The organism is Pseudomonas sp. W5-36, assembly GCF_046540455.1.
Classification (GTDB): Bacteria; Pseudomonadota; Gammaproteobacteria; order Pseudomonadales; family Pseudomonadaceae; genus Aquipseudomonas; species Aquipseudomonas graminis_B.
On record NZ_JAXCIQ010000005.1, the window covers coordinates 146,762 to 166,938 of the forward strand.

General features: G+C 61.7%; 13 protein-coding genes. 2 read left to right on the top strand and 11 right to left on the bottom strand.

Annotated elements, in window-relative coordinates:
- Positions 1-9: 9 nt before the first annotated feature.
- Positions 10-702, bottom strand: coding sequence for a bacteriorhodopsin (locus tag SLW74_RS11200; protein ID WP_065988843.1), 693 nt, complete (start codon positions 700-702; stop codon positions 10-12).
- A 357-nt stretch (positions 703-1,059) separates the two neighbouring features.
- Here SLW74_RS11200 and SLW74_RS11205 point away from each other — a divergent pair, with 357 nt between their 5' ends.
- Entirely contained in the window at positions 1,060-1,464 is a 405-nt protein-coding gene (locus tag SLW74_RS11205; RefSeq protein ID WP_296311974.1) for a hypothetical protein, read from the top strand.
- Positions 1,465-1,562: 98 nt separating this feature from the next.
- The gene (locus SLW74_RS11210; protein ID WP_410928896.1) at positions 1,563-3,200 is read left to right on the top strand and encodes an EAL domain-containing protein; all 1,638 of its coding nucleotides are present in this window, start codon (positions 1,563-1,565) and stop codon (positions 3,198-3,200) included.
- A gap of 32 nt (positions 3,201-3,232) precedes the next feature.
- On the opposite strand, the gene SLW74_RS11215 is transcribed toward SLW74_RS11210, so the two are convergent.
- The 10 genes from SLW74_RS11215 to SLW74_RS11260 form a co-directional block, all read right to left on the bottom strand.
- Positions 3,233-5,692, bottom strand: coding sequence for a mechanosensitive ion channel family protein (locus tag SLW74_RS11215; RefSeq protein WP_065988845.1), 2,460 nt, complete (start codon positions 5,690-5,692; stop codon positions 3,233-3,235).
- 142 nt (positions 5,693-5,834) lie between these two features.
- Positions 5,835-6,005 (bottom strand): DUF1289 domain-containing protein, encoded by a 171-nt coding sequence (locus tag SLW74_RS11220; protein WP_410928897.1) that lies wholly within the window; start codon positions 6,003-6,005, stop codon positions 5,835-5,837.
- A 6-nt stretch (positions 6,006-6,011) separates the two neighbouring features.
- Positions 6,012-6,365, bottom strand: coding sequence for a hypothetical protein (locus tag SLW74_RS11225; protein ID WP_065988847.1), 354 nt, complete (start codon positions 6,363-6,365; stop codon positions 6,012-6,014).
- A gap of 35 nt (positions 6,366-6,400) precedes the next feature.
- The gene (gene dmeF, locus SLW74_RS11230; protein ID WP_065988848.1) at positions 6,401-7,336 is read right to left on the bottom strand and encodes a CDF family Co(II)/Ni(II) efflux transporter DmeF; all 936 of its coding nucleotides are present in this window, start codon (positions 7,334-7,336) and stop codon (positions 6,401-6,403) included.
- A gap of 20 nt (positions 7,337-7,356) precedes the next feature.
- Complete coding sequence (locus tag SLW74_RS11235) at positions 7,357-7,632, bottom strand: metal/formaldehyde-sensitive transcriptional repressor (protein ID WP_192130313.1); 276 nt, start codon at positions 7,630-7,632, stop codon at positions 7,357-7,359.
- 88 nt (positions 7,633-7,720) lie between these two features.
- The gene (locus SLW74_RS11240; protein WP_192130314.1) at positions 7,721-8,482 is read right to left on the bottom strand and encodes a YoaK family protein; all 762 of its coding nucleotides are present in this window, start codon (positions 8,480-8,482) and stop codon (positions 7,721-7,723) included.
- A 95-nt stretch (positions 8,483-8,577) separates the two neighbouring features.
- Positions 8,578-9,300 carry a Crp/Fnr family transcriptional regulator gene (locus tag SLW74_RS11245; RefSeq protein WP_192130315.1) on the bottom strand — a complete coding sequence of 241 codons (723 nt, stop codon included), beginning with the start codon at positions 9,298-9,300 and terminating at the stop codon, positions 8,578-8,580.
- 64 nt (positions 9,301-9,364) lie between these two features.
- A complete protein-coding gene (locus SLW74_RS11250) occupies positions 9,365-18,010 on the bottom strand; it encodes a GH36-type glycosyl hydrolase domain-containing protein (protein ID WP_410928898.1) in 8,646 nt (2,881 codons plus the stop codon).
- 127 nt (positions 18,011-18,137) lie between these two features.
- On the bottom strand, positions 18,138-19,514 hold the full coding sequence (locus tag SLW74_RS11255) for an ATP-binding protein (protein WP_410928899.1): 1,377 nt from the start codon (positions 19,512-19,514) through the stop codon (positions 18,138-18,140).
- On the bottom strand, positions 19,511-20,173 hold the full coding sequence (locus tag SLW74_RS11260; RefSeq protein WP_065988854.1) for a response regulator: 663 nt from the start codon (positions 20,171-20,173) through the stop codon (positions 19,511-19,513). Before SLW74_RS11260 ends, SLW74_RS11255 begins: the two co-directional genes overlap by 4 nt.
- Positions 20,174-20,177: the final 4 nt, after the last annotated feature.

Here is a 20,177-nt window from a genome sequence, read left to right on the forward strand (position 1 = left end):
TGTTCACTTTCAGGCGCCTGACTTCGCCAGAGCGGCGTGCAACTTGCGCTCGGAGGTGAAGGCGTACACGACCTTGGCCAGAACATCGAGTACCAGGAAGATCCAGATGGTTGCGGCATCGCTTACCATCCATATCCCCTCTGGCCCGATGGCGAAAACAACCGGGTAGATCAACCAGAGCACAGTGAGAAAACCGATATTTTTACGGTACGCCGCGCCAATGGCCGGATGCTGCCCGGCGATATTCGCCAGTGGCTTCCACAGCAGATAAAGCACACCGACAAAAGCCGCGCACGACCAGGCAAAAAATACCCATTTCAAAGTGCCGTAAGGCGCCAACGAGGCGATCAGACCGGCCACTATCATCATCACATCCAGGGTCACGATAGACGCCACGAAGCCGGCTTGGCCTTCCTGCTCACGGGCGCCCAGATACGCCGAACTAACGACCCCGGCCAGCAGCAGAGGCGTGGTTAAGGCCCAGTCGACGTAGCGAGCGAGATAGGTAACGCTGTCGTCCGGTTTGATCAGGTTGCCCACGCCCAGGTACATGCAGAGGTAGGCCGTTGCCGCAATGAAAGGGACGGCGGAGTGGACCAGTGTGTGGCCGCGCAATGGGCCGCTGTGAGCGCCTTTGGCGTAGATGGCCAACGAGGCAAGCGACATGATGACGAAGCCCAGGAGCAGAGGTATTGGGGTCATTGGGGTGTCCAGATAGTCTATGAGATCCGCTTGGCGACACCATCTTCCAATTAAGAGGGGCTTTGCCGAGCGCTGCAGTCAGATAGAGAAGTCACGGACTAAAATGGTTCAAGATGTTTCGCTGGTGCTGACAGACTCCGCTCCCTGGGCCTGCATTCCCCACATTCACCACCAGGTTGCTCCGGGATCAACGTCGTCGATCCGAGCAGCCCGAAAAAGTGACGCTATGATGGCTACAGATAACTCGCCTGTCTGGCTTGAACGTGTCGGCCGGTGATCAGCTATCGGATTCTGCGTAGCGCATCCTACAAGGCGTTGCGCAGGTGCTGCTTCAAGCCACTTTCCAAGGGGGCGCATATGAACAAAGCGATACTTTACGGTCTTGCACTCACGTTCAGTTCTTCACTGTGTTGGGCTGCCGATAAAGTGACGACTGTGCCGGTCAGCTTTGCCAAGGGGACAAACAGTACGAAGGTCAACGGATCATTCAACGGCTATGACAGCGTCCAGTACACGCTGTCTGCCAGGTCAGGTCAGCACATGACGGTACGGATCACGGGCAGTCGCAATGCCAACTTCAACGTGTTTGCGCCTGGCGACAAGCCCGGTCAATCCGCAGCATTGGGCAGTGGTGGTGTTGATGCGGATTGGTCCGGGGCGTTACCGACGTCGGGTAAGTACACGGTGCAGGTGTTTCAGATGCGCGCATCAGCCAGGCGTGGTGAGGCGGTGCCCTATGCGATCACCTTCAGCATCGACTGATCTGCCGCAACTGGCCGCTGATATGGATTGAAAGTTGTCTTGGTGACGCCGGATTCCTGCGCACTGACAACGATGGATGGCCGAGGAGCGGGCCAGTAATGTTCGGCCGGGATAAGCTATCGTTGCGAAGTAAGCAGTCAGTCCTTTTCTCTATCACCAAGGCGGGGCCGATGCGGTCGTCTGTAATCTGGCAGGGCGTAATTGCAAGTACTCTCGTCACGTGTCTGACAGTAGGCGTGATGGGCGGAGTGGGATGGCTGCTAACGCTGCACAGCACCGAGCGCCAGCTGGAAGAAATTGCGGTGTTATTGTCGCAGCGTGCCCAGTCGACGCTGTTACAGGCTTCCGATGCACTGAAGTCAGTTGCCGCCAGCGAGTTGCGCCCCTGTAGCCCGGAGAGCATCGATCAGATGCGTCTTGTTGCGGTAAACACGCTGTCAGTGAAATCGGTGGGTTATATCCACGAGGACATCTTCGTGTGTGGCTCGTGGGGAATGATCGGCAGGAAAATAGAGGCATGGCCCGCGGATTTTACGACTGACGATGGCGTAAAGATCTCGATCGGCGTGTCGCCCTTGTTTGAATCATCCAAGCCGATGATGGCTCTGGAATACACGGCGTTTAACGTTCTGGTGGATTCAGAGCAACTGTTGGATGTGCTGTTCGATCATCGTGTCAGGCTGGCGATAGCCACCCGTAACGGCGATCTCGTACGTTCGAGCGATCACGGCACTCAAAGCATCGTCACCTTGGCGCATTCGGGCCCGACAAAAGGACTTAAGGACGGCTACTTGTATACGTCGGTCCGCCAGGGCTCCTGGATAGCAGTTGCGGCGATTCCCCGTGCCGAACTGATGCGCATGCTTGTCCGCCACGCGCTGTACATGATCCCACTGGGTCTGTTACTGGCAGTTGTGCCGGTATTCGGTATTGTCCGCCTGTCTAAGCGCCGTCTTTCACCTCTGGCAGAACTTGAACGCGCAGTGAAGAACCATGAGTTCGTGGTCCATTACCAGCCCATCATCGAGCTGGCACATGGACGCTGCGTGGGTGCCGAGGCGCTGGTACGGTGGATCAAGCCAGGTCATGGATCCGTCCCTCCTGATGCGTTCATTCCGTTGGCAGAACAGAGCGGATTGATCCTGGCCATGACCGATCAGGTCATGAGTCAAGTGATATACGATCTCGGCACTCTGCTGGTGAATGATCGTTCAATGCATGTGGCCATCAACTTGTCTGCAGCTGACGTAAGCAGTGGCCGGTTCATCGCCGTGCTGGACGGGATGAGAGAGCGGGCAGGGATACTGCCATCACAGATCTGGCTGGAAGCAACCGAAACCGGGTTCATGGACTTGGACGCGGCAAAAGACACCATCAGCAGAGCTCAGGCGTCGGGCTATGTGATGGCGCTGGATGATTTCGGGACCGGGTATTCAAGTCTGCAGTATTTGCAACAGCTACCGCTGGATATCCTGAAAATCGACAAGTCTTTCGTCGTTGGCATTGCCCACGCTGAAAAGGCAGCGGTCCTTTTGGACCAGTTGATCAACATCGCTGAATCGTTGGGACTGGCTGTTGTGGCAGAAGGGGTCGAGACAGCAGAACAGTTGGCCTATCTGCGTTCCCGCAACGTTCGCTATGCACAGGGTTGGCTGTTCGCCAAAGCGATGAGCGCAGAAGGGTTCATCTCTTATGTGGGCTCGGAAGAACGCACTGTTGCGAAAGCAGATGGGTGAGCCGCCGCTGCCAATCAGGTGTCGCAGACCTGTCAGGATAACGGGAAACGCGTTTGCTCATCCTGCACGGTGTGTAAATTCACCTCAACCTGCTTATGGGGAAGCGAAACCCCCGCCTGTTGGAGAGCGACCAATACCCGCGCAAGTACTTCACTGCGCAGCCTTACCCAGCTACCGATGTCGTGTGTCCAGGCACTTATCGTGAAATTAAGGGCGTTATCCCCATAGCCGGTCAACACGACGACCGGCGCAGGCTGTTCAGCCACGCCCGGTGTATCACGCAAGACTGCAGCCAACGCTGACAGTACTGTGGAAGGATCAGAGCCGTGTGCGACGGCTATGGGGATTTCGATACGCCGACTCTTGTCGAACAGGGTCCAGTTGGTAAGGTTGCCATTGAGCAGCAGGCCATTCGGCACAACCACGTCGGCGCCATCTGAGGTGCGGATGGTTGTCGCACGAAGGCCGATCTCGCGTACCGTGCCTGAGGTCCCCGTTGCATCGATCAGGTCGCCCGGCTGGATTGGCCGTTCAAACATAAGCACCAAGCCAGAGACGAAGTTATTCACGACGTTCTGTAGCCCGAATCCGATACCCACACCCAGCGCACCGAAGATCAGCGTCAACTGACTGACCTTGAACCCTGCCGCAGACAGTGCCACTAACAGGCCAAGCATCAGAACACCATAATAACTAAGTGATGCGATGCTATTTCCCACGCCTCGCGGCAAGCCTGCGTGATTGGGCAGCTCTGCACGAAGCAATCGCCTTACGGTGCGAGCCGCCCAAAAAGCGAGCCAGGACGACAGCAGGAACACCAGCAGATGGCCAATGTTCAGGGAAAACTCACCGACATCGATACCAAACTCCATGACCGTGCTGCCCACGCCGTAGAGCGGCCGCAGCACGCGAAATCGATCCATGCTGTAGAGAAGCCAGCCGATGGCAGCGCCAAGCATCAGCAGGCGAGTGAATCCAGATTGCAACGCCGTTTCCTGATGTCGAACGAAGTGGCGATTGGCGAGCTCCGGTTGCCCTAACAACGCCTGAAACAGCCCCACGCATGCGGCGATGCCTGCATAGAGCAGCAGGGCCATGTAACCGCTATCGATCACGCCACTGGTTAACGTTTCGGCCAACGAGGTGTTGCCGACGACGTTGGCGCCAAGCGCTACGGTCAGCAAGGCAGCTGCTATCCAGCCGATGGGACGCATGACTTGCTGCAAGCGACTGTCAGGACTCTGCATCGCCGGGATTGCACGACAAAGCAGCCAGAGGGTCAGCACCAAGGCAAGGCCGTTGACCGCGAGGAGGTAGATCCGGTAAATCCCGCCGTTATCGGCAGCCAGAATGCCCAATCGATCCAGCCCATACATGGAAACAGCGATATAAGGCCATACGCCAAGCGCGCGCAGGGCACCACTGGGCAGCAATCGCAGCACAGGAATCAAGGCCACCAGCAGCGCAATTTCCTGGGCCAATAGCGGAGCATCCGGCTCCAGTACAAGTACCGCAAGCATGCACAGCAGCAGCCAAGTGGAAAAAGGACGACGTAATGCGCGCGTCAGCTTGTCCGGATTCTCCTGAAGACGCCGCGTGCGCCGGCTGCGGACCACTAACCACAGAATCAGGGGCAGCAGCAGTATCTGCACCAGCGTCAGGGCCTGCTGATTGCGGGTCCCAGCCGAGTGGTAGTCGCGGGCGAATTGCACTTCGATCTCTAAACCTCGCCACATGGCGTCCCAGGTTGAGGCTTGATCCATGCTCGAACCAAGGCCCTGCCAGAGCGGCGCAACATCAATGCGTAGCAGCCGGCGGTCCAGAGTGTCGAGCGCCAGGGCCACTTCGTTGCCGCCAGCTTCGATCGTGGCTTTAAGCTCGCTTGCTTGCTGCATAAGTGCAAACTGCCGCGAAAGCTCCACACCCAGATTCGCCTCGGTAGAGTCAACTTGCGTGAGCATGTTGGTGATGCGAGCGGAGAGCACCGGCGGCAGCCCGTCCAGCAGGCCTGCGGTCTGGGTCGACGCCCAGACCGCCCGGCGTTGCGCCAGTTGCAAGGCAGCGTCGGAGTAAGGGCCAAAGGCTCGACGCGCTTGCATATCCCAACGCTCCAGGCGGCGAGCGTCAAACTCCCAGTGCCGAGCCAGGCTTTCAATTCGCATGACAGGCAACTCACCAAACACGACGCTGTGAGCCGTATTTTGTTTGGCGCGAGCAGGACGAGCGATATCGTCGAGTGAGCGGCTCAGGTGGATAACCGGGTCCGGCGAGGCAAGCAGCCGCTTGGCCATATCCACGCGCTGTTGATCCTCGGCGGCGCGATCAAGAATATCCGTCAGTGCGATCGGTGATGCCTTCGCTGAGGGCAAGTCCGATGCCGCAGTGCTGCCAGGCAAGGCATCAGCATGGGCAATAGTCGCTAAGCACATCAATGCGCCCGTTAACCAGCGCCGAACGACGGAAGACAAAGCAGAGTTTGGCAATACGCGCATTGAATGGGGTGTCCGTCCGTAGAAATGTCAACTGGCTGTATCGTTTTCGAGAGTACAGATATACCGGTGACCAATACAAACCTGGCTTGGAACATCTGGCCTACCTACGGCGCCGCCTCATGGCGAACGACCCTCCACAGGCCTATTTCAGCGCCTTCAAACGCATACTCGCCCTTTGCACCGCCGCCATTTTTTCAGGCCGCTTCATGCGTTTCCACTTTCTGATGTCGTCCTTCGTCCGGCCACAACTCACACACAGATCACCCCTGAGCTGGCACACCGCGATGCATGGGTTTTCAATTTCTTTGGCCATCGTCAGTCACCCTTGACCAAGTCGCTTTTGCCAGTTGCCCTCATGAGCGCGCTGGCATTCCTCTTCGGAGTCAAGGCGAACATTGCGATCCGAGAGTTTCAGGTCGATGCAGGCTTCATTCAACGCAATGGCCGTCAGCTCAAAAATGCGCGCCTTCGCTTCAAGCTGAGCGCGCTGTTTGTCCGCCCGCGTTTCGAACACCCAGATCACCTTCAGGGTGTCAGCCAACGCGTTCAGGTCAGCCGTGTGGGTCAGCCAGGTGAAGCCTTTGATTTCACTTTTTGCTGTTTCGCACGCTTCGGTCAGCGTGGCGATTAACCGGCGTTCGATTCGCGCCAGTTCACGTTTGCCGGGTGGCATGGCAATTTCCTCTGGGGCAGGGCAGAAGCGCTCAATCAGGCCGGTCGAAATTCGACCGTCAGGTGCCTGATTTCATGGACCGGCTGGAGACGTTCACGGATGGTGTCGGCGTCCGCAGTGGCGGCGCCAAGGACGCTGACGATGGCCGCATGGGCTTGGGGGCCGACCCGCCAGACGTGCAAGTCGGTGATGGTGGCGTCTCCCGGTTCTTCAACCAACTGGCGGATCTCCTCGGCAACGTGTGCGTCAGTCTGATCGAGCAATACGCCTGCGGTGACGCCCATCAAAGTCCAGGCCCACCGCGCGATAACGAGGGCGCCAACGATGCCCATGGCCGGGTCCAGCCATACCCAGCCCAGATAACGACCGGCGAGCAATGCAGCGATGGCCAGCACCGAGGTCAGCGCGTCCGCGAGGACGTGGACATAGGCCGATTTCAAGTTGTTGTCGTTGCCATGAGGGGCATGGGGATGGCCGTGATCATCATGGTGATGGTCATGATCGTGTCCATGGCTGTGCCCGTGGCCCAGCAACAGGGCGCTGACGATGTTGACGATCAACCCGGCAATCGCGATGAGGGTAGCGGTGCCAAACTGAACATCGGTGGGCTGCAAGAGGCGCATGACGGATTCAACGCCGATCCCCAGGGAAACCATGCCGAGAATAAGTGCCGACGCGAAGCCGCCCAGATCCCCTACCTTTCCTGTGCCGAAACTGAAGCGCTGGCTGGAAGCGTTGCGTTTGGCGTAAGCATAGGCGGCCGCGGCGATGCCCAATGCACCGGCATGCGTCGCCATGTGAAAACCATCGGCCAGCAGCGCCATCGAGCCGGTGACATACCCGGCGGTGATTTCACCGACCATCATCACCACCGTCAGCGCCACCACCCACAGCGTACGCCTGGCGTTCTCATCGTGCGCCGAGCCCAGGAAGACGTGGTCGTGCAGGTAGTTGATGTTCGGACTTTGCATAAGCGGGCGCCTGGATGTGTTCACTTGGAATAACGACGAATGGCTTCAAGCAGCTCTTCGACACCTTGGTTGCGCTCGGCTTCGCTGAGACCAGGATCCGCCACGTGCGCGCGCGCGTGGTCTTCAATGATCTCCTCCATCAGGCCGTTGATGGCCCCGCGAGTGGCGGCGACAAGGTGCAGCGTCTTGGCGCAGTCGAGGTCCGACTCCAACGCCCGTTCGACGGCCTGGAGTTGTCCGGCGATGCGTTTGACACGCTTGAGAAGATCGTTTTTGTTGGCTGCGACATGACCCATCGGATACACCCCTGGCTAGACGGGATGCAGCATAGGGGTACCCCCTATACCTATGCAAGGGTTGACTCGCGCACGGATCAACGATGGATCACCCCCGACACGCACGCCGGAAATACCGCCGCACATCGTCCAGGGCAGGCACGACCGCCAGCATGCCGAGGACCAGCGAAAGCGGTACGGTCGCGGTGTACCCCACGTGTTTGAACCCGTACGCACCCACCACACCGCCGGTGAAGAAACTCAATGCCAGAGCAGTCAACAGCTTCAGCCGCCCGCGGTTCGCGACCACTCGCGGTTGCCCGGGCGGTGTAGCGCCGTTCCAGTAGACGAGCTTGCCGAGTTCAATACCGATGTCGGTGACGATGCCGGTGATGTGCGTGGTTCTGATTTCAGCCTTGGAAACCTTGGTGATCAAGGCGTTTTGCAGGCCCATGATGAAACACAGCAGCATGACCGTGAGGGACACGACCAATCCGTCCACGGCCGCCAGCCTGGGGCCCAGAAAGCCGAAGCAGAGTAGTAAAAACGCCTCGAACAACAGGGGCAAGGCGAACGCGCTGTGCAGGCGTCTGCGGCGGGAATAATTGACCATGATGGCCGAACAGGCGGCGCCTGCCATGAAAGACAAGAGGGCGCTGCCCCCGCGCAGCAGCAGGTCGTACGCACCCAGCACCGCGTTATCGGCCATGGACGAAACGATGCCGGTCATGTGCGAGGTGTACTGCTGAACCGCCAGAAAGCCCCCGGCGTTGATGGCGCCGGCCACAAAGGCCAGGACAAACCCGAGGTGGCGGTTAGCGTCCGGTGTGCGTCTTCGGCCGGTCAGGCTGCGGATGTATCTGATCGCCATCAAAGGGTCCCGTGGCTGCTGAAGTTCCTGACGCCGTTTTCATCCGATCCGTGCAATCACCGCCTTGAGCCTTCAAGACCCTGATAATGACCTGATCACTCACGTCGTCGGGTATAGCTCAGCAAGCGGTCGGACTCGGCCTTCACCACTGAATAGCATTCGCAGCTCAACCGTTCCAGTCGCGGGCGGTCAAGGACCTTGATCTGGCCCCGAGTGTATTCGATCACGCCTTGGCGCTGCAGCTTGCCCGCCGCTTCGGTCACGCCTTCTCTGCGCACACCGAGCATGTTGGCCATCAGTTCCTGGGTCATGGTCAGCTGATTGCCTTGCAGTCGATCCAGCGACAACAGCAACCAGCGGCACAATTGCTGGTCGATCGAATGGTGACGATTGCACAGACCGGTCTGTGACATTTGCGCAATCAAGGCCTGGGTGTAGCGCAGCATGAGCAGCAACAGCTCGCCGTGACGATCGAATTCTTCCTTGAGTTTATGGCCGGGCAGGCGGAAGGCGCCTCCGGCACTCTGCACCACCGCGCGGCTGGACGTGCTCTCGCCACCCATGAACACGGCAATGCCGACAAGCCCTTCGTTGCCGACCACGGCGATCTCTGCGGAGGCGCCGCTTTCGGTAACCTGCAGCAGGGACACGATCGAGTCGGTGGGAAAGTACACCTGACGCAAAATGTCCCCGGGCTCATACAGCACCTCACCCAATACCAATTGCACCCACTCCATGTGCGGCGCCAGACGCACGAGTTCTTCATCGGCCAGCGCAGCAAGCAGGTGGTTGTCGACGGGCTGCGGCGCGGTGTACATGGTGGAGCTCCAGGAGTGGGGACGACCAACGGAGAGTACTCCAGTGCAGCGCCGGCGCTGGAGGTCAATCATCGGCCGCTTTCGCGTAATCCACCGGCTTGGGGGCTGCCGGCTGCGAACCGCCGCACTGGATGCGAACCCAGCGCTCCACGCCATCGTCCACCAGCGTCAGTGTCATTCCGTCCACCGGCGTGGCATCCAGCGTCATCGAGCTGCCGGCCGTCTCGCCACGGACCACCTCGAAGTGGTACTGCGTCCCTGCAAAGCGGTAACTCAGGTTGAACCCCGGCCAGTCCTCCGGCATCAACGGGTTCAGCTGCAGCAGATTGCCGCTGCGCTGAAGCCCCAGCAGTGACTCGACGCCCAACCGGTACATCCAGCCAGCGGAGCCGGTGTACCAGGTCCAGCCGCCGCGCCCCGCATGGGGTGCAGTGCCGTAGACATCGGCCGCCATCACATAGGGTTCGACTTTATACGTGTCGATCCTGGGGCTGTTGAGGGGGTCGGCCGGGTTGATCATGTGCAGCAATTGCCAGGCCTTGGCCGTGTCGCCCAAGTGCGCGAACGCCATCGCCGCCCAGACCGCCGCATGGGTGTACTGCCCACCGTTTTCGCGCACGCCCGGCACATAACCCTTGATGTAGCCCGGGTCTTGCAGGCCTTTGTCGAACGGCGGATCGAGCAGCAGGACCGCGCGGATGTCCGGCTTGACCAGATACTGATCCACCGCCTGCATCGCCCGTTGCTGCCGGGCGGGTGATCCGGCGCCGGACAACACCGACCAACTCTGGGCGATGGAGTCCAGCCGACACTCATCGTTGACTGATGAGCCCAGAGGTTGCCCGTCGTCAAACCAGCCGCGGCGATACCACGCGCCATCCCAGGCAGACGCTTCCAGGTTGTCGCGCAGCTGTTTCGCCTGTTCACCGCAACGTGCAGCGAATTCGCTGTCGCCGTGGCGTTCGGCCACCCGCGCAAAGCGCTCAAGCACATGGCACCCGAAGAAGCCCAGCCAGACGCTTTCACCCCGGCCGAGATAGCCCACGCGATTCATGCCGTCGTTCCAGTCGCCACTGCCCATCAGCGGCAAACCGTGTTCGCCACGGCTCAGGCTGTGCTCGATGGCGCGGACACAGTGCCGATACAGCGGCTCCTGCAAGGGAGAGAGACCGGGCAGGTCGTAATAGGATTCTTCCCCCGGCCCCAGCGCGCGCCCTTCGAGGTAGCCGGCGGGTTCGTCCAGCACGGACAGATCACCGGTGACCTCGACGTAGCGGCTGGTGGCGGCGACGAGCCACAGGAAATCGTCGGAGCAGGCCGTGCGCACGCCTCGATTGAGGGGAGGGTGCCACCAGTGCTGAACATCGCCTTCGGCGTATTGATGATTGGCGCACAGCAACAGATGCGTCCGCGCAGCCGCCGGATCGGCATGAATCATCGCCATGCTGTCTTGCAACTGATCGCGAAAGCCGATGGCGCCACCCGACTGGTAATAACCGCTGCGGGCGAGAAACCGGCAGGCGATCACCTGGTACATCAACCAGCCGTTGAGCATCACGTCCAGGGCCGGTACCGGGGTCTTCACCTGAACCACCGAGAGCACCGAACGCCAGTGGTCTTTGACTTTCTGCAACTGCTCCGCTGCCACCTGCACGCCTTTGTAGCGTTGCGCCAACTGGGTGGCGGCCTGGGGATTTTTCTCCGCACCCAGGCGCAAAATGACTTCGGTGCCTTGCCCGTGTGCGAGCGCCACCGTCACTTGTATCGCAGCGCACGGGTCCAGACCGCCACCGGTTTTTCCCGACAGCCCCTTGTGCCGCATCGCGGCGGGCGACCGCAGGCTGCCGCAACGTCCGATGAATTCGGTACGGTCCGCCGTGACACTGTGATCGACGGTGTCGGTGTCGAAAAACGCCACGCGCTCGCTGAATTCCACCGACCAGGCGTTGCGCGCAAACAGTGCGCCGCTGGCAGGGTCCGAATGGGTGACCACGTGCATGGCTGATTTGCTGCGCAGATCGCCCAGCACCCACTCCACATAGCCGGTCACCGTCAGGTTGCGCTCTCGCCCCGAGACATTGCGCAGCACCAGCCTGGAGAACTTGATCGGTGCATCCAGCGCCACGTAAACCCAGAGCTCGCTGTGGATGCCGTCTTCCACGTGCTCGAACACGGTGTAACCAAAGCCGTGGCGGGTTCGGTAAGCGCCAGTGCCCGAAGCGGGTTGCGGGGTGGCCGACCAGAAGTGGCCGGTGTCTTCATCGCGCAGGTAAATGACCTCGCCGACGGGGTCGCTCACCGGGTCGTTGTGCCAGGGGGTCAAACGGTATTCGTGGGCATTTTCAGCCCAGGTGTAAGCACTGCCGGACTCCGAGACCACCGTGCCCATCTGGGCATTGGCAATCACGTTGGCCCAAGGAGCTGGCGTGGGATGGGAGGCCGGGGCGTTGATGATGTACTCATCGCCGTCCTGGCTGAACGCACCGTAAGCGTTGCTCAGTGGCAGCGAAACGGGCAACGGCGCAAGGGCCTTTAATGGCGCTGGCACATGAACCACGGTAGCGACAAACGGCGCGTGCACCCGCACGACGCGGCGGCGGTGAACCTGTTCGGCCAGGGTGCCCAGGCCTTCGGAAAACACCAGCCGCGCGGCGGACAGGATCAGCGTGCGGTCTTCGTTGGACATCTGCTGCGCCATGCGCACGAATATGCCGCCCGGCCGATCCACCAGCGTGGCTTCGCTGCCGGAAGTGACCAGTCCCATGATCGCGTCCTGCAGTTGCTGGCGATAACCCACTTGATCTTCGTTCCAGATGAGGAGGTCCGTCAGCAGGCCTTTCTGACGCCAGTAGGCGTGGGCCTGAATCATCTTCTGGACCAGCTCGATGTTCTCAAGGCTTCTGACCTGCAACAGCACGATGGGAAGGTCGCCTGAAATCGACTGCCCCCACAGGCCCTGCTGATTGCGCAGGTTGGCCGTCAGCACGGTGCTGTCGGCGCGCAAGCCTGCGTTGGCGTAAATCAGGGAAGAGGCCATCTGTTCAAACAAACGGGCGTCGGCGGGGGAAACGTTGAGCTGACGCAGCAGCACCTGGCTGTGGGTCCATGACAAATCGAAGACCCGGTCCGCCAGGTGTCGGTCCCGGTATTTGTTGATCAGCGAGAGGCAGTCTTCGCGGCTGTCGGCCACGCCCGTGACCAGATCGATGGTGCCTTGCTGCCCGGGCTGCAGGGTAATCCGGCAACGGATGGCGACAATCGGGTCCAGAACCGGGCCGGCGCTGCCTGACAGTTGCTCGCAGTCCGGGTCCAGCGCGGCCGGCGACTGGGTGCTGCGGCCTCGGCCAATGAAGCGGGCGCGGTCGGTCTCGTAGGAGATGGCCTGGATATCAACGCCATGGGCCGCCAGCAGGTGGCACATCCACGGCGTGTGTTCATCGCTGGCCCGCGGGCGACGGCTGCAGACGATGGCTTGCAGCGGCAACAGCAATTCGGTCTGCACGAATAACTTGCTGAACGCCGGGTGCATGGCGTCCGTTTCCGGTGACGCCAGCACCACTTCCGCGTAGGTGGTGATCTCCAGCGTCTTCGTAGACTCCCCGCGGTTGGTCACGTGCAGGCGCCGCAGTTCGATGTTGTCTTCAGGGGAGACGACGATTTCCATGTGGGTGTCGAAACCCAGTTCCCGGGTGCGAAACTCGGCGCGGGCATCGCTGAAAATAGCCTCGTGGCTCTCGGCCCGGTGCAAGGTCGGCTGAAAGGCACTGGACCAGACGGCGCCCGTGGCAACGTCTCTCAAGTAACAGAACATGCCCCAGTTGTCCCGGGTCGCATCTTCATGCCAGCGGGTGGCGGCCATGTTGTCGAGGCGGCTGTACCCGCCGCCGGCGCTGCTGAGCATGACGTGGTACCGGCCGTTGGAGAGCAATTGCACTGCCGGGCGCTTATGCCCCGGGTTGGCAAACACCCTCAGGTCGTTCTCCTGCCCGGCGCCGGTATCACTGGCGGCGGGCTGCTGGGCGGTTTGCAGGTAAGGCGCAGCCACTTTCGGCACCCGCTCTTGCAACAGCAGCAGGGCCGATTGCAGGGCCGGGTCCGACTCAAACCGCCGTTGCATCGGCTGGTTGAGCAGCACGCTGGTCAAGGCCAGCAGGCTCATCCCCTGATGATGCGCCATGAAGGACTGCACCCAGGCGTAACGCTGGCCCCGCGGCAGACGCGCTTCGGTGTAATCGACGGCCTCGTAGAATCCGTAGCGCCCGGAGGCGCCTTTGCGGGCCAGACGCTGCAGGTTTTTGCAGGCCGCGTCGGCGTCCACCATCAAGGCCAGGACGCTGGCGTAAGGCGCGACAACCACGTCGTCGCCCAGGCCGCGCTTGAGGCCGAGGGCCTGAACGCCGAACGCCCGGTACTGATAATTAAAGTGCGCATCCAGTGTGTAATAGCCCGATTCCGACACCCCCCACGGGATGCCCAGACGTTTGCCGTGTTCGATTTGCACGGCCACCGCCGCTCGGCAGGTCTGGTCAAGCAGGCTGCCGTCGTAGTTAGGCATGACCAGCATGGGCATCAGGTATTCGAACATCGAGCCGGACCAGGACATCAAGGTCGGTACGCCAGCGGAGTCGCCGAGCAGTCGCCCGAGGGTGAACCACGCCCGTTGGGGAATCTGCCCCTGTGCGATCACCACGAAGTTGGTCAGGCGCACTTCTGACGCCAGCAAGTCGTAATAACCGGTGTCCAGACGACGCTCGTCGGCGTTGTAGCCGATCACGAACAAGTCGCGCTTGTTGTCATAGAGCAGGGAGAAGTCCATCTGCGCCAGATCGCTCGTCAGCAGAATCAGGCGATCGATCCGGGCGATCGCGTCGAGGGCCGTTCTGCGCACTGCTGCTATGCGCGGGTGATCCTCCGCAGCCCAGTCAGCTTCGTCCAGCCGGGACAGCGCCCGCAGTGTGCGGCGACGGGGTTGGCGGCCGGCCAAAGGCGGCGGCAGTCGATAACGTTCGAGGGCCGCGAGCCAGTCATCACACTGCGCGAGCAAGGCGTTTTGCCAATACACGCTGTCTTCGCTGCCACCGGCTGCCATGGCTGCAACCCGGGCACGGACGGTCTGTAACGCCGTCAACAGCGCACCGGTGTCATCGGCTCCGGCGGGCTCGTCGAGCAGGGGGTAGAGCGCGGTCAACGTGCCAGCGGTGTCCGTCGTTTCAAGCAGCGTGTCCAGCGTGATGCGCAGGCCCTTGAGCATGGCGGCATCGAACATCGCAGCGTCGGGCAGCTGGATCAAGCCGGCGCGCAGGGTCAGCAGGTGCCCGGCCAGGTTGCCGCTGTCAACGGTGGAGATGTACTGAGGGCGCAGGGGCTTGAGTGTCTGCGTGTCATACCAGTTGTAGAAATGTCGTTGGTACCGCTCCAGGCTGTCCATGGTGTCCAGCGATGCGGACAAGCGCTGCAGCAGTCGGTCGGTGCTGAGGTAACCGAAGTCGTGGGCGGCCAGATGCGCGAGCAGCGCCATGCCCATGTTGGTCGGCGAGGTCCGGTGGGCGATTACCGATTTCGGCTCCTCCTGAACATTGTCAGGGGGCAGCCAGTTGTCCTGGGGCCCGACGAAGTCATCGAAGAACGCCCACGTCCGCCGCGAGAGCACCTGCAGGAAGCGCAGTGCGTCCACCGAGGGCTCGAACACGGCATTTTCCGGCATCGCGCTCAGGCGCCAGGCGATCCAGGGGCCGGCAGCCCAGGCGAGCAGGAACGGCATGGCAATCAGCAGAGCCAGCGGGTCATTCATCAAACCGGCCAACCCGCAGAGGGCGAGGGCAGGGCCTGCCCACATTTCGCGGTAGAGCCCCGGCAGCGGGTTCTGCGTGTTGCGCTCCACTTCCCGGGAGGGTTGCCACTGCAATAACAGGCGACGGCTGAACAGGATGCGCCAGAGCGAACGGGCAATGGCGCCCACGCTGTAATACATCTCGAACGGCAACCATGCGACGGTGGCAGCGATCTGGGCGAGGTCCTGCCCCAGACTCCTGCACAGCGCGGCCAGGTATTGCCGGTAAGGCACGTTCAACGGCGGTTGCAACCCGTCGGTCAGGGTCCTGAGCAACGGTTGCATGACCAACAAGCCGACCACCGCCAAGGTCCAGGCCAGCGGTTCACTGCTGGCGAACCAGCCCCAGGCCAGCATCAGCAACACTGCCGCCGGCTCAAGGCTGCGGCGCAGATTGTCAAGAATCTTCCAGCGGGCCATGACATCGAGACGGTTGCGTGCCCATTGGCCGCGGGTATTCAGGGTCCAGGGCAGAATCCAGGGGATCAGCTGCCAGTCGCCGCGAATCCAGCGATGGCGTCGCTTGACGTCCACGCTGTAGCGAGACGGGTATTGCTCGTACAACTGCACATCGCTGAGCAGGCCCGACCGGGCGTAGCAGCCCTCGATCAAATCGTGACTGAGGACCTGGTTGTCCGGCAGACAGCCCTCCAGCGCACTGGTGAACGCGTCGACATCGTAGATGCCCTTGCCGATGAACGAGCCTTGTTTGAACAGGTCCTGGTAAATGTCCGAGACCGCCCGGGTGTAGGGATCAACGCCGCCGCCACTGCCAAACAGGCGCGAATAGATCGAGCGGGGGGTGCTGGTCAGGCTGATGCCGACCTGGGGTTGCAACAGCGCGTACCCGGAAATGACACGCTCACGTCGCGCGTCGAACACCGGGCGGTTCAGCGGGTGCATCATGGCGGCCACGCACTGGCGGGCAACCTCTCCCGGCAGGAGCGTGTCGGTATCAAGGGTCAGCACATAACGCACTGCGCCAAGGGCAGAGGTGTCGCCCACGATGGTGGTAAAACGGTTGTCGTCCGCACCCCGCAGCCAGGCGTTGAGGTCAGTCAGCTTGCCGCGTTTGCGCTCGTGGCCCATCCAGGCGCGTTCACTGGCGTTCCAGCGGCGCGGGCGGTGAAACAGGAAAAACCGCGCGGGCAGTTCGTCCGCGTACTTGCCGTTGAGTCGGTTGATCGCCGCCGCAGCATAGTCGAGCAGGTCTGCATCCGCTGCCTGCACTTCGGCCGGCGCATCGAGAAAGTCGGTCAGCAGCGCGAAGAAAAGATTGCTGTCGCGATTGGCGAGGAACCTGACTTCCAGGCCTTCCACCAGGTCGTCGACGTCCGCGCGCGAACCGATCAGCGTCGGAATGGCGACCAGCGTGCGCGCTTCATCGGGAATCCCGTTGGCGTAATCCATCTTCGGCAGCATAGCGGGCAGCAGACTGAAGGTGACCAGCCAGTTGATGAGGCTGAAGGCCAGGCGACTGGTCATGACCAGGCAGGGCACTGCCAGTGCGATGAGCGCGAGATCGGGCAGCCCGTCCCGGTGTGCCGAAGACAGCAGCGGCAGCGCAAAAATAATGGTCAGGGCACCGGCAGGTGCCAGGTAAAACGTCAGCGGTGAGCTTTGCAGCAGGCGTTTCCAGCGTTCGTGAAAGGGCACACGGGCGCCCAGCTTTTGCTCGAGCACCCCAATGCCGGGGCCGACCAGGAAATACCCGATATGGCGGGCAAGATCGTCTCCGGCTGACGCGTCCCGGTGTTCTCGGGAGAGCGCCACAACGGTCTGCGCGACGGACATTTCAGTGCGTCCACTGCGCCTGGCCAGCCGTTCGATGACGTGGCGATAGCTGTCGCGGGTGGCGAAGTCCATGCGCGGATAGACCTCGGCCGGGTCCTGTTGAAGGGTCTGCTCGACATGGCTCATCCCTTCGACGAATTCACGCCAGGGGGTCGCTGACAGCAGGCGCAGGCTGGCGATGCTGTTGCTGATGGACATCTGATCCGCCGACTGCTGCTGCGCATCGAATTGTACCTGCCGCTCGATGCTCGAACCGGTCTCGGCGAGCAACTGCTCGATCCAGTTGAGCGGCAGCGCCAGGGCAGCGCTCTGACCCTGCAACCGACGGGCGAACTCGGCAACGAAAGCAGCGGTCGTGGGCGGGGACGAATGGGCCATGTCAGCGACAGTCAGCACCACGCTTTTCACGTCGTGCTCGGACACCTCGATGAGCCGCTCGGCCCAGTCATCAGCCAGGTTGCGATCGTCCCAGTTGGCCATGACCCGGGAGGCCACCCGCCGCAGGTTTTCGATCAACGCCAGGCGCAGCATGATCGGGATGGCCCACAACTCGCCCAGCGCCAACGGCATGACCGTCTGGTACGACACCACGAAGCGCGTAAGGCTCAGTTCGTCAAAGCGGCCATCACCGTGGGAAATGGTCTCCAGGGCAATGTCGTACACCCTCGGCAAACCGCTGGAGGGCCCATTGCTCAGGCGCGGCAACTCACGGCTGTAACCCTGGGGCAGGTGCGACCTGGCTGTGCGGATGTGATCTTCAATCAGGAAAAAATTATCGAGCAGCCACTCGGCGGCGGGGGTGATCCGGCGGTCGGAGGCCTGGGCCTCAGTCAACGCGCTGCAGCTTTCCTTGAGCAATGCCTCGTTGTCATCCAGCCTGCCCAGCAGGAAGTCCCGCGTGGTCACTGCACCGAGCTGATGCTGAGTGGCCAGGTCTATGCCGTGGCTGGCCATCTGGTCGGCGTTGAAGAGTTCGGCGCGCAGCAGTCGCTCGTAGGCGAACGCCAGCTTCGGGTGGGCCCCGGCGCGACCCGCCAGCCTGACCCGTGAGATCGCCTGTTTGGTGCGTGTCCATGTGCTCGTCATTAGTTTCCCTGAAATGACTTGCACTCCGGCGGACGCAGCGTTTTGGGCGGTGTGCGCAGCGGAGCGCCGGCACTGATGTGCCCTGGTGAACGATGCGTTCAGACCACGACAGTGTGAGTACGCTTTCTCAGGGCTGTCTGTTCGCTGGCGCACATAGCGTCGCGCGCAAGCCTTTCCCGGCGCGGTTCTCCATGATGATTTCCCCGCCCAGGCGCCGCGCAATGGTTTGCACGATGGTCAGGCCCAGGCCGACGCCCTGATCATTGCCGCGGCTGTAAAAGCGTTCGAACAGGCGCTCCCGCTCGGCTTCGTCGATGCCAGGCCCCTCGTCGGCAACGCTGAGCCGGAAAGCGCCCTCGCCGAAGCCCAGGGTCACACTCACCTGCCCCCCTGCAGGCGAGAAATTGACGGCATTGGTCAACAGGTTTTGCAGCGCGATGTCGATGGCAGCGAAATCGGTCGTCACCTCACGGGACGGCTCAGCGCATTCGAACACCAGTTCCAGCCCTCGGCTCAATACCCACGGCGTCATCTGCACCAGGCTGTCGCGCACGGCAGCGACCACGTCAGCGCTGCGCGTCGGTACGGGCCCCGCGCCGGGCTCCAGTCGCGCGATAGTCAGCAGTTGATTGACCAGGCGTGTCGTCCGATCAACGCCCACGATCAGGTAGCTCAGGGACTCATTGCGCTGCGCGTCGTCGCGCGCTTCGAGGACGTTCTGTGCATGCACCCGCAGCACCGCCAGCGGCGTGCGCATTTCATGGGCGGCGTCGGCGATGAAGCGCCGTTCACGGCTCAGCACCTCCTGAATCTGTCCGAGCAATCGGTTCAGGGCCGCTTGCATGGGTTCGAGCTCGCTGGGCAGGGGCGCCAGTTGCAAGGGTTCGAGGGAGCCCGGATGACGACCGCGCAGGGTGGCGGCCAGATCGGCCAGCGGCTTGAGGCCCCAGCCAATGGCCAGCCAGATCGCGCCCATCAGCAGCAGGCTGCCGATCAGATTGGGGATCACCGTGTGGCGGACGATGCGGTTGACCAGGTCCGAGCGCACGTCGTCGCGCTCGCCGACCCAGATCACCAGGTCATGCTGCTCATCCCTGAGCACGAAGGTGCGCCATTCATGTTTGCCCAGATCATTGATGTCGCTGAAGCCGGTGTATTGAGGCGCATGGGTCAGGGTCGGTGCGCTGGGGGTGTGCACCAGCAACCGGCCTTGAAGGTCCCAGACCTGAAAAGCGATTTTGCTCTCGTAGGGGTGGCCATCGACTCGCGGTTCGGCCTGAGCCAGGGCCTGATTGAACGCCTGGTACAACTGCGCATGCTCCTGCCGCGCCAGGGGCATGCGCATCACGCCCTGCAGCAACCGGGCGTTGGTGGCGAGCTGGGCATCGTAGACTTCGGCGATTTCGTGGTTGCTGTCATGGAGGTTGACCAGGGTCAGGATCAGCAGGCCGATCAGCACCAGTCCAAGGATCAGGGTCAGCGTGCGGCGGCGGATCGACGTCACGGGCGATCCTCCACCAGGTAGCCGACGCCGCGTACGGTGCGGATCAGCTCGCTGGAAAACTTCTTGCGCAGGTGATGGATGTGCACTTCGAGGGTGTTGCTCTCTGCTTCTTCGTTCCAGCCGTACAGCAACTGCATCAAGCGTTCGCGGGTCATCACCCGGCCCGGTGGCGAGAGCAGTTCGTACAACAGCTGATATTCCTTGGGGGTGAGGGCGACGGGATCATCCTTGTAACTGACTTGCTGGGTGGTCGGGTCCAGGCGGATGCCCGCGTGCTCGATCGTGACCCGCGCGCGCCCGGCACTGCGCCGCAACAGCGCCCGCAGGCGGGCCTTGAGTTCGGACAGGTCGAAGGGCTTTATCAGGTAATCGTCGGCCCCCGCGTCGAGGCCGGCAATGCGGTCTTCGGTGGCGTCCCGTGCGGTCAGGATCAGCACCGGCAGCGCCGAGCCACTTTCACGCAGGCGCCGCAGCACCGCCAGGCCGTCCAGCCTGGGCAATCCGAGATCGAGAATGGCCAGATCGAAGACCTCGCTCAACAAGGCATGGAGGGCGCTGGCGCCATCTTTCACCCAGTCCACCGTGTAGCCTTCGCGACTCAACGCCTGATGAATGCCCTCGCCGAGGGCGACATCGTCTTCAACCAGCAGCAAACGCATGAAT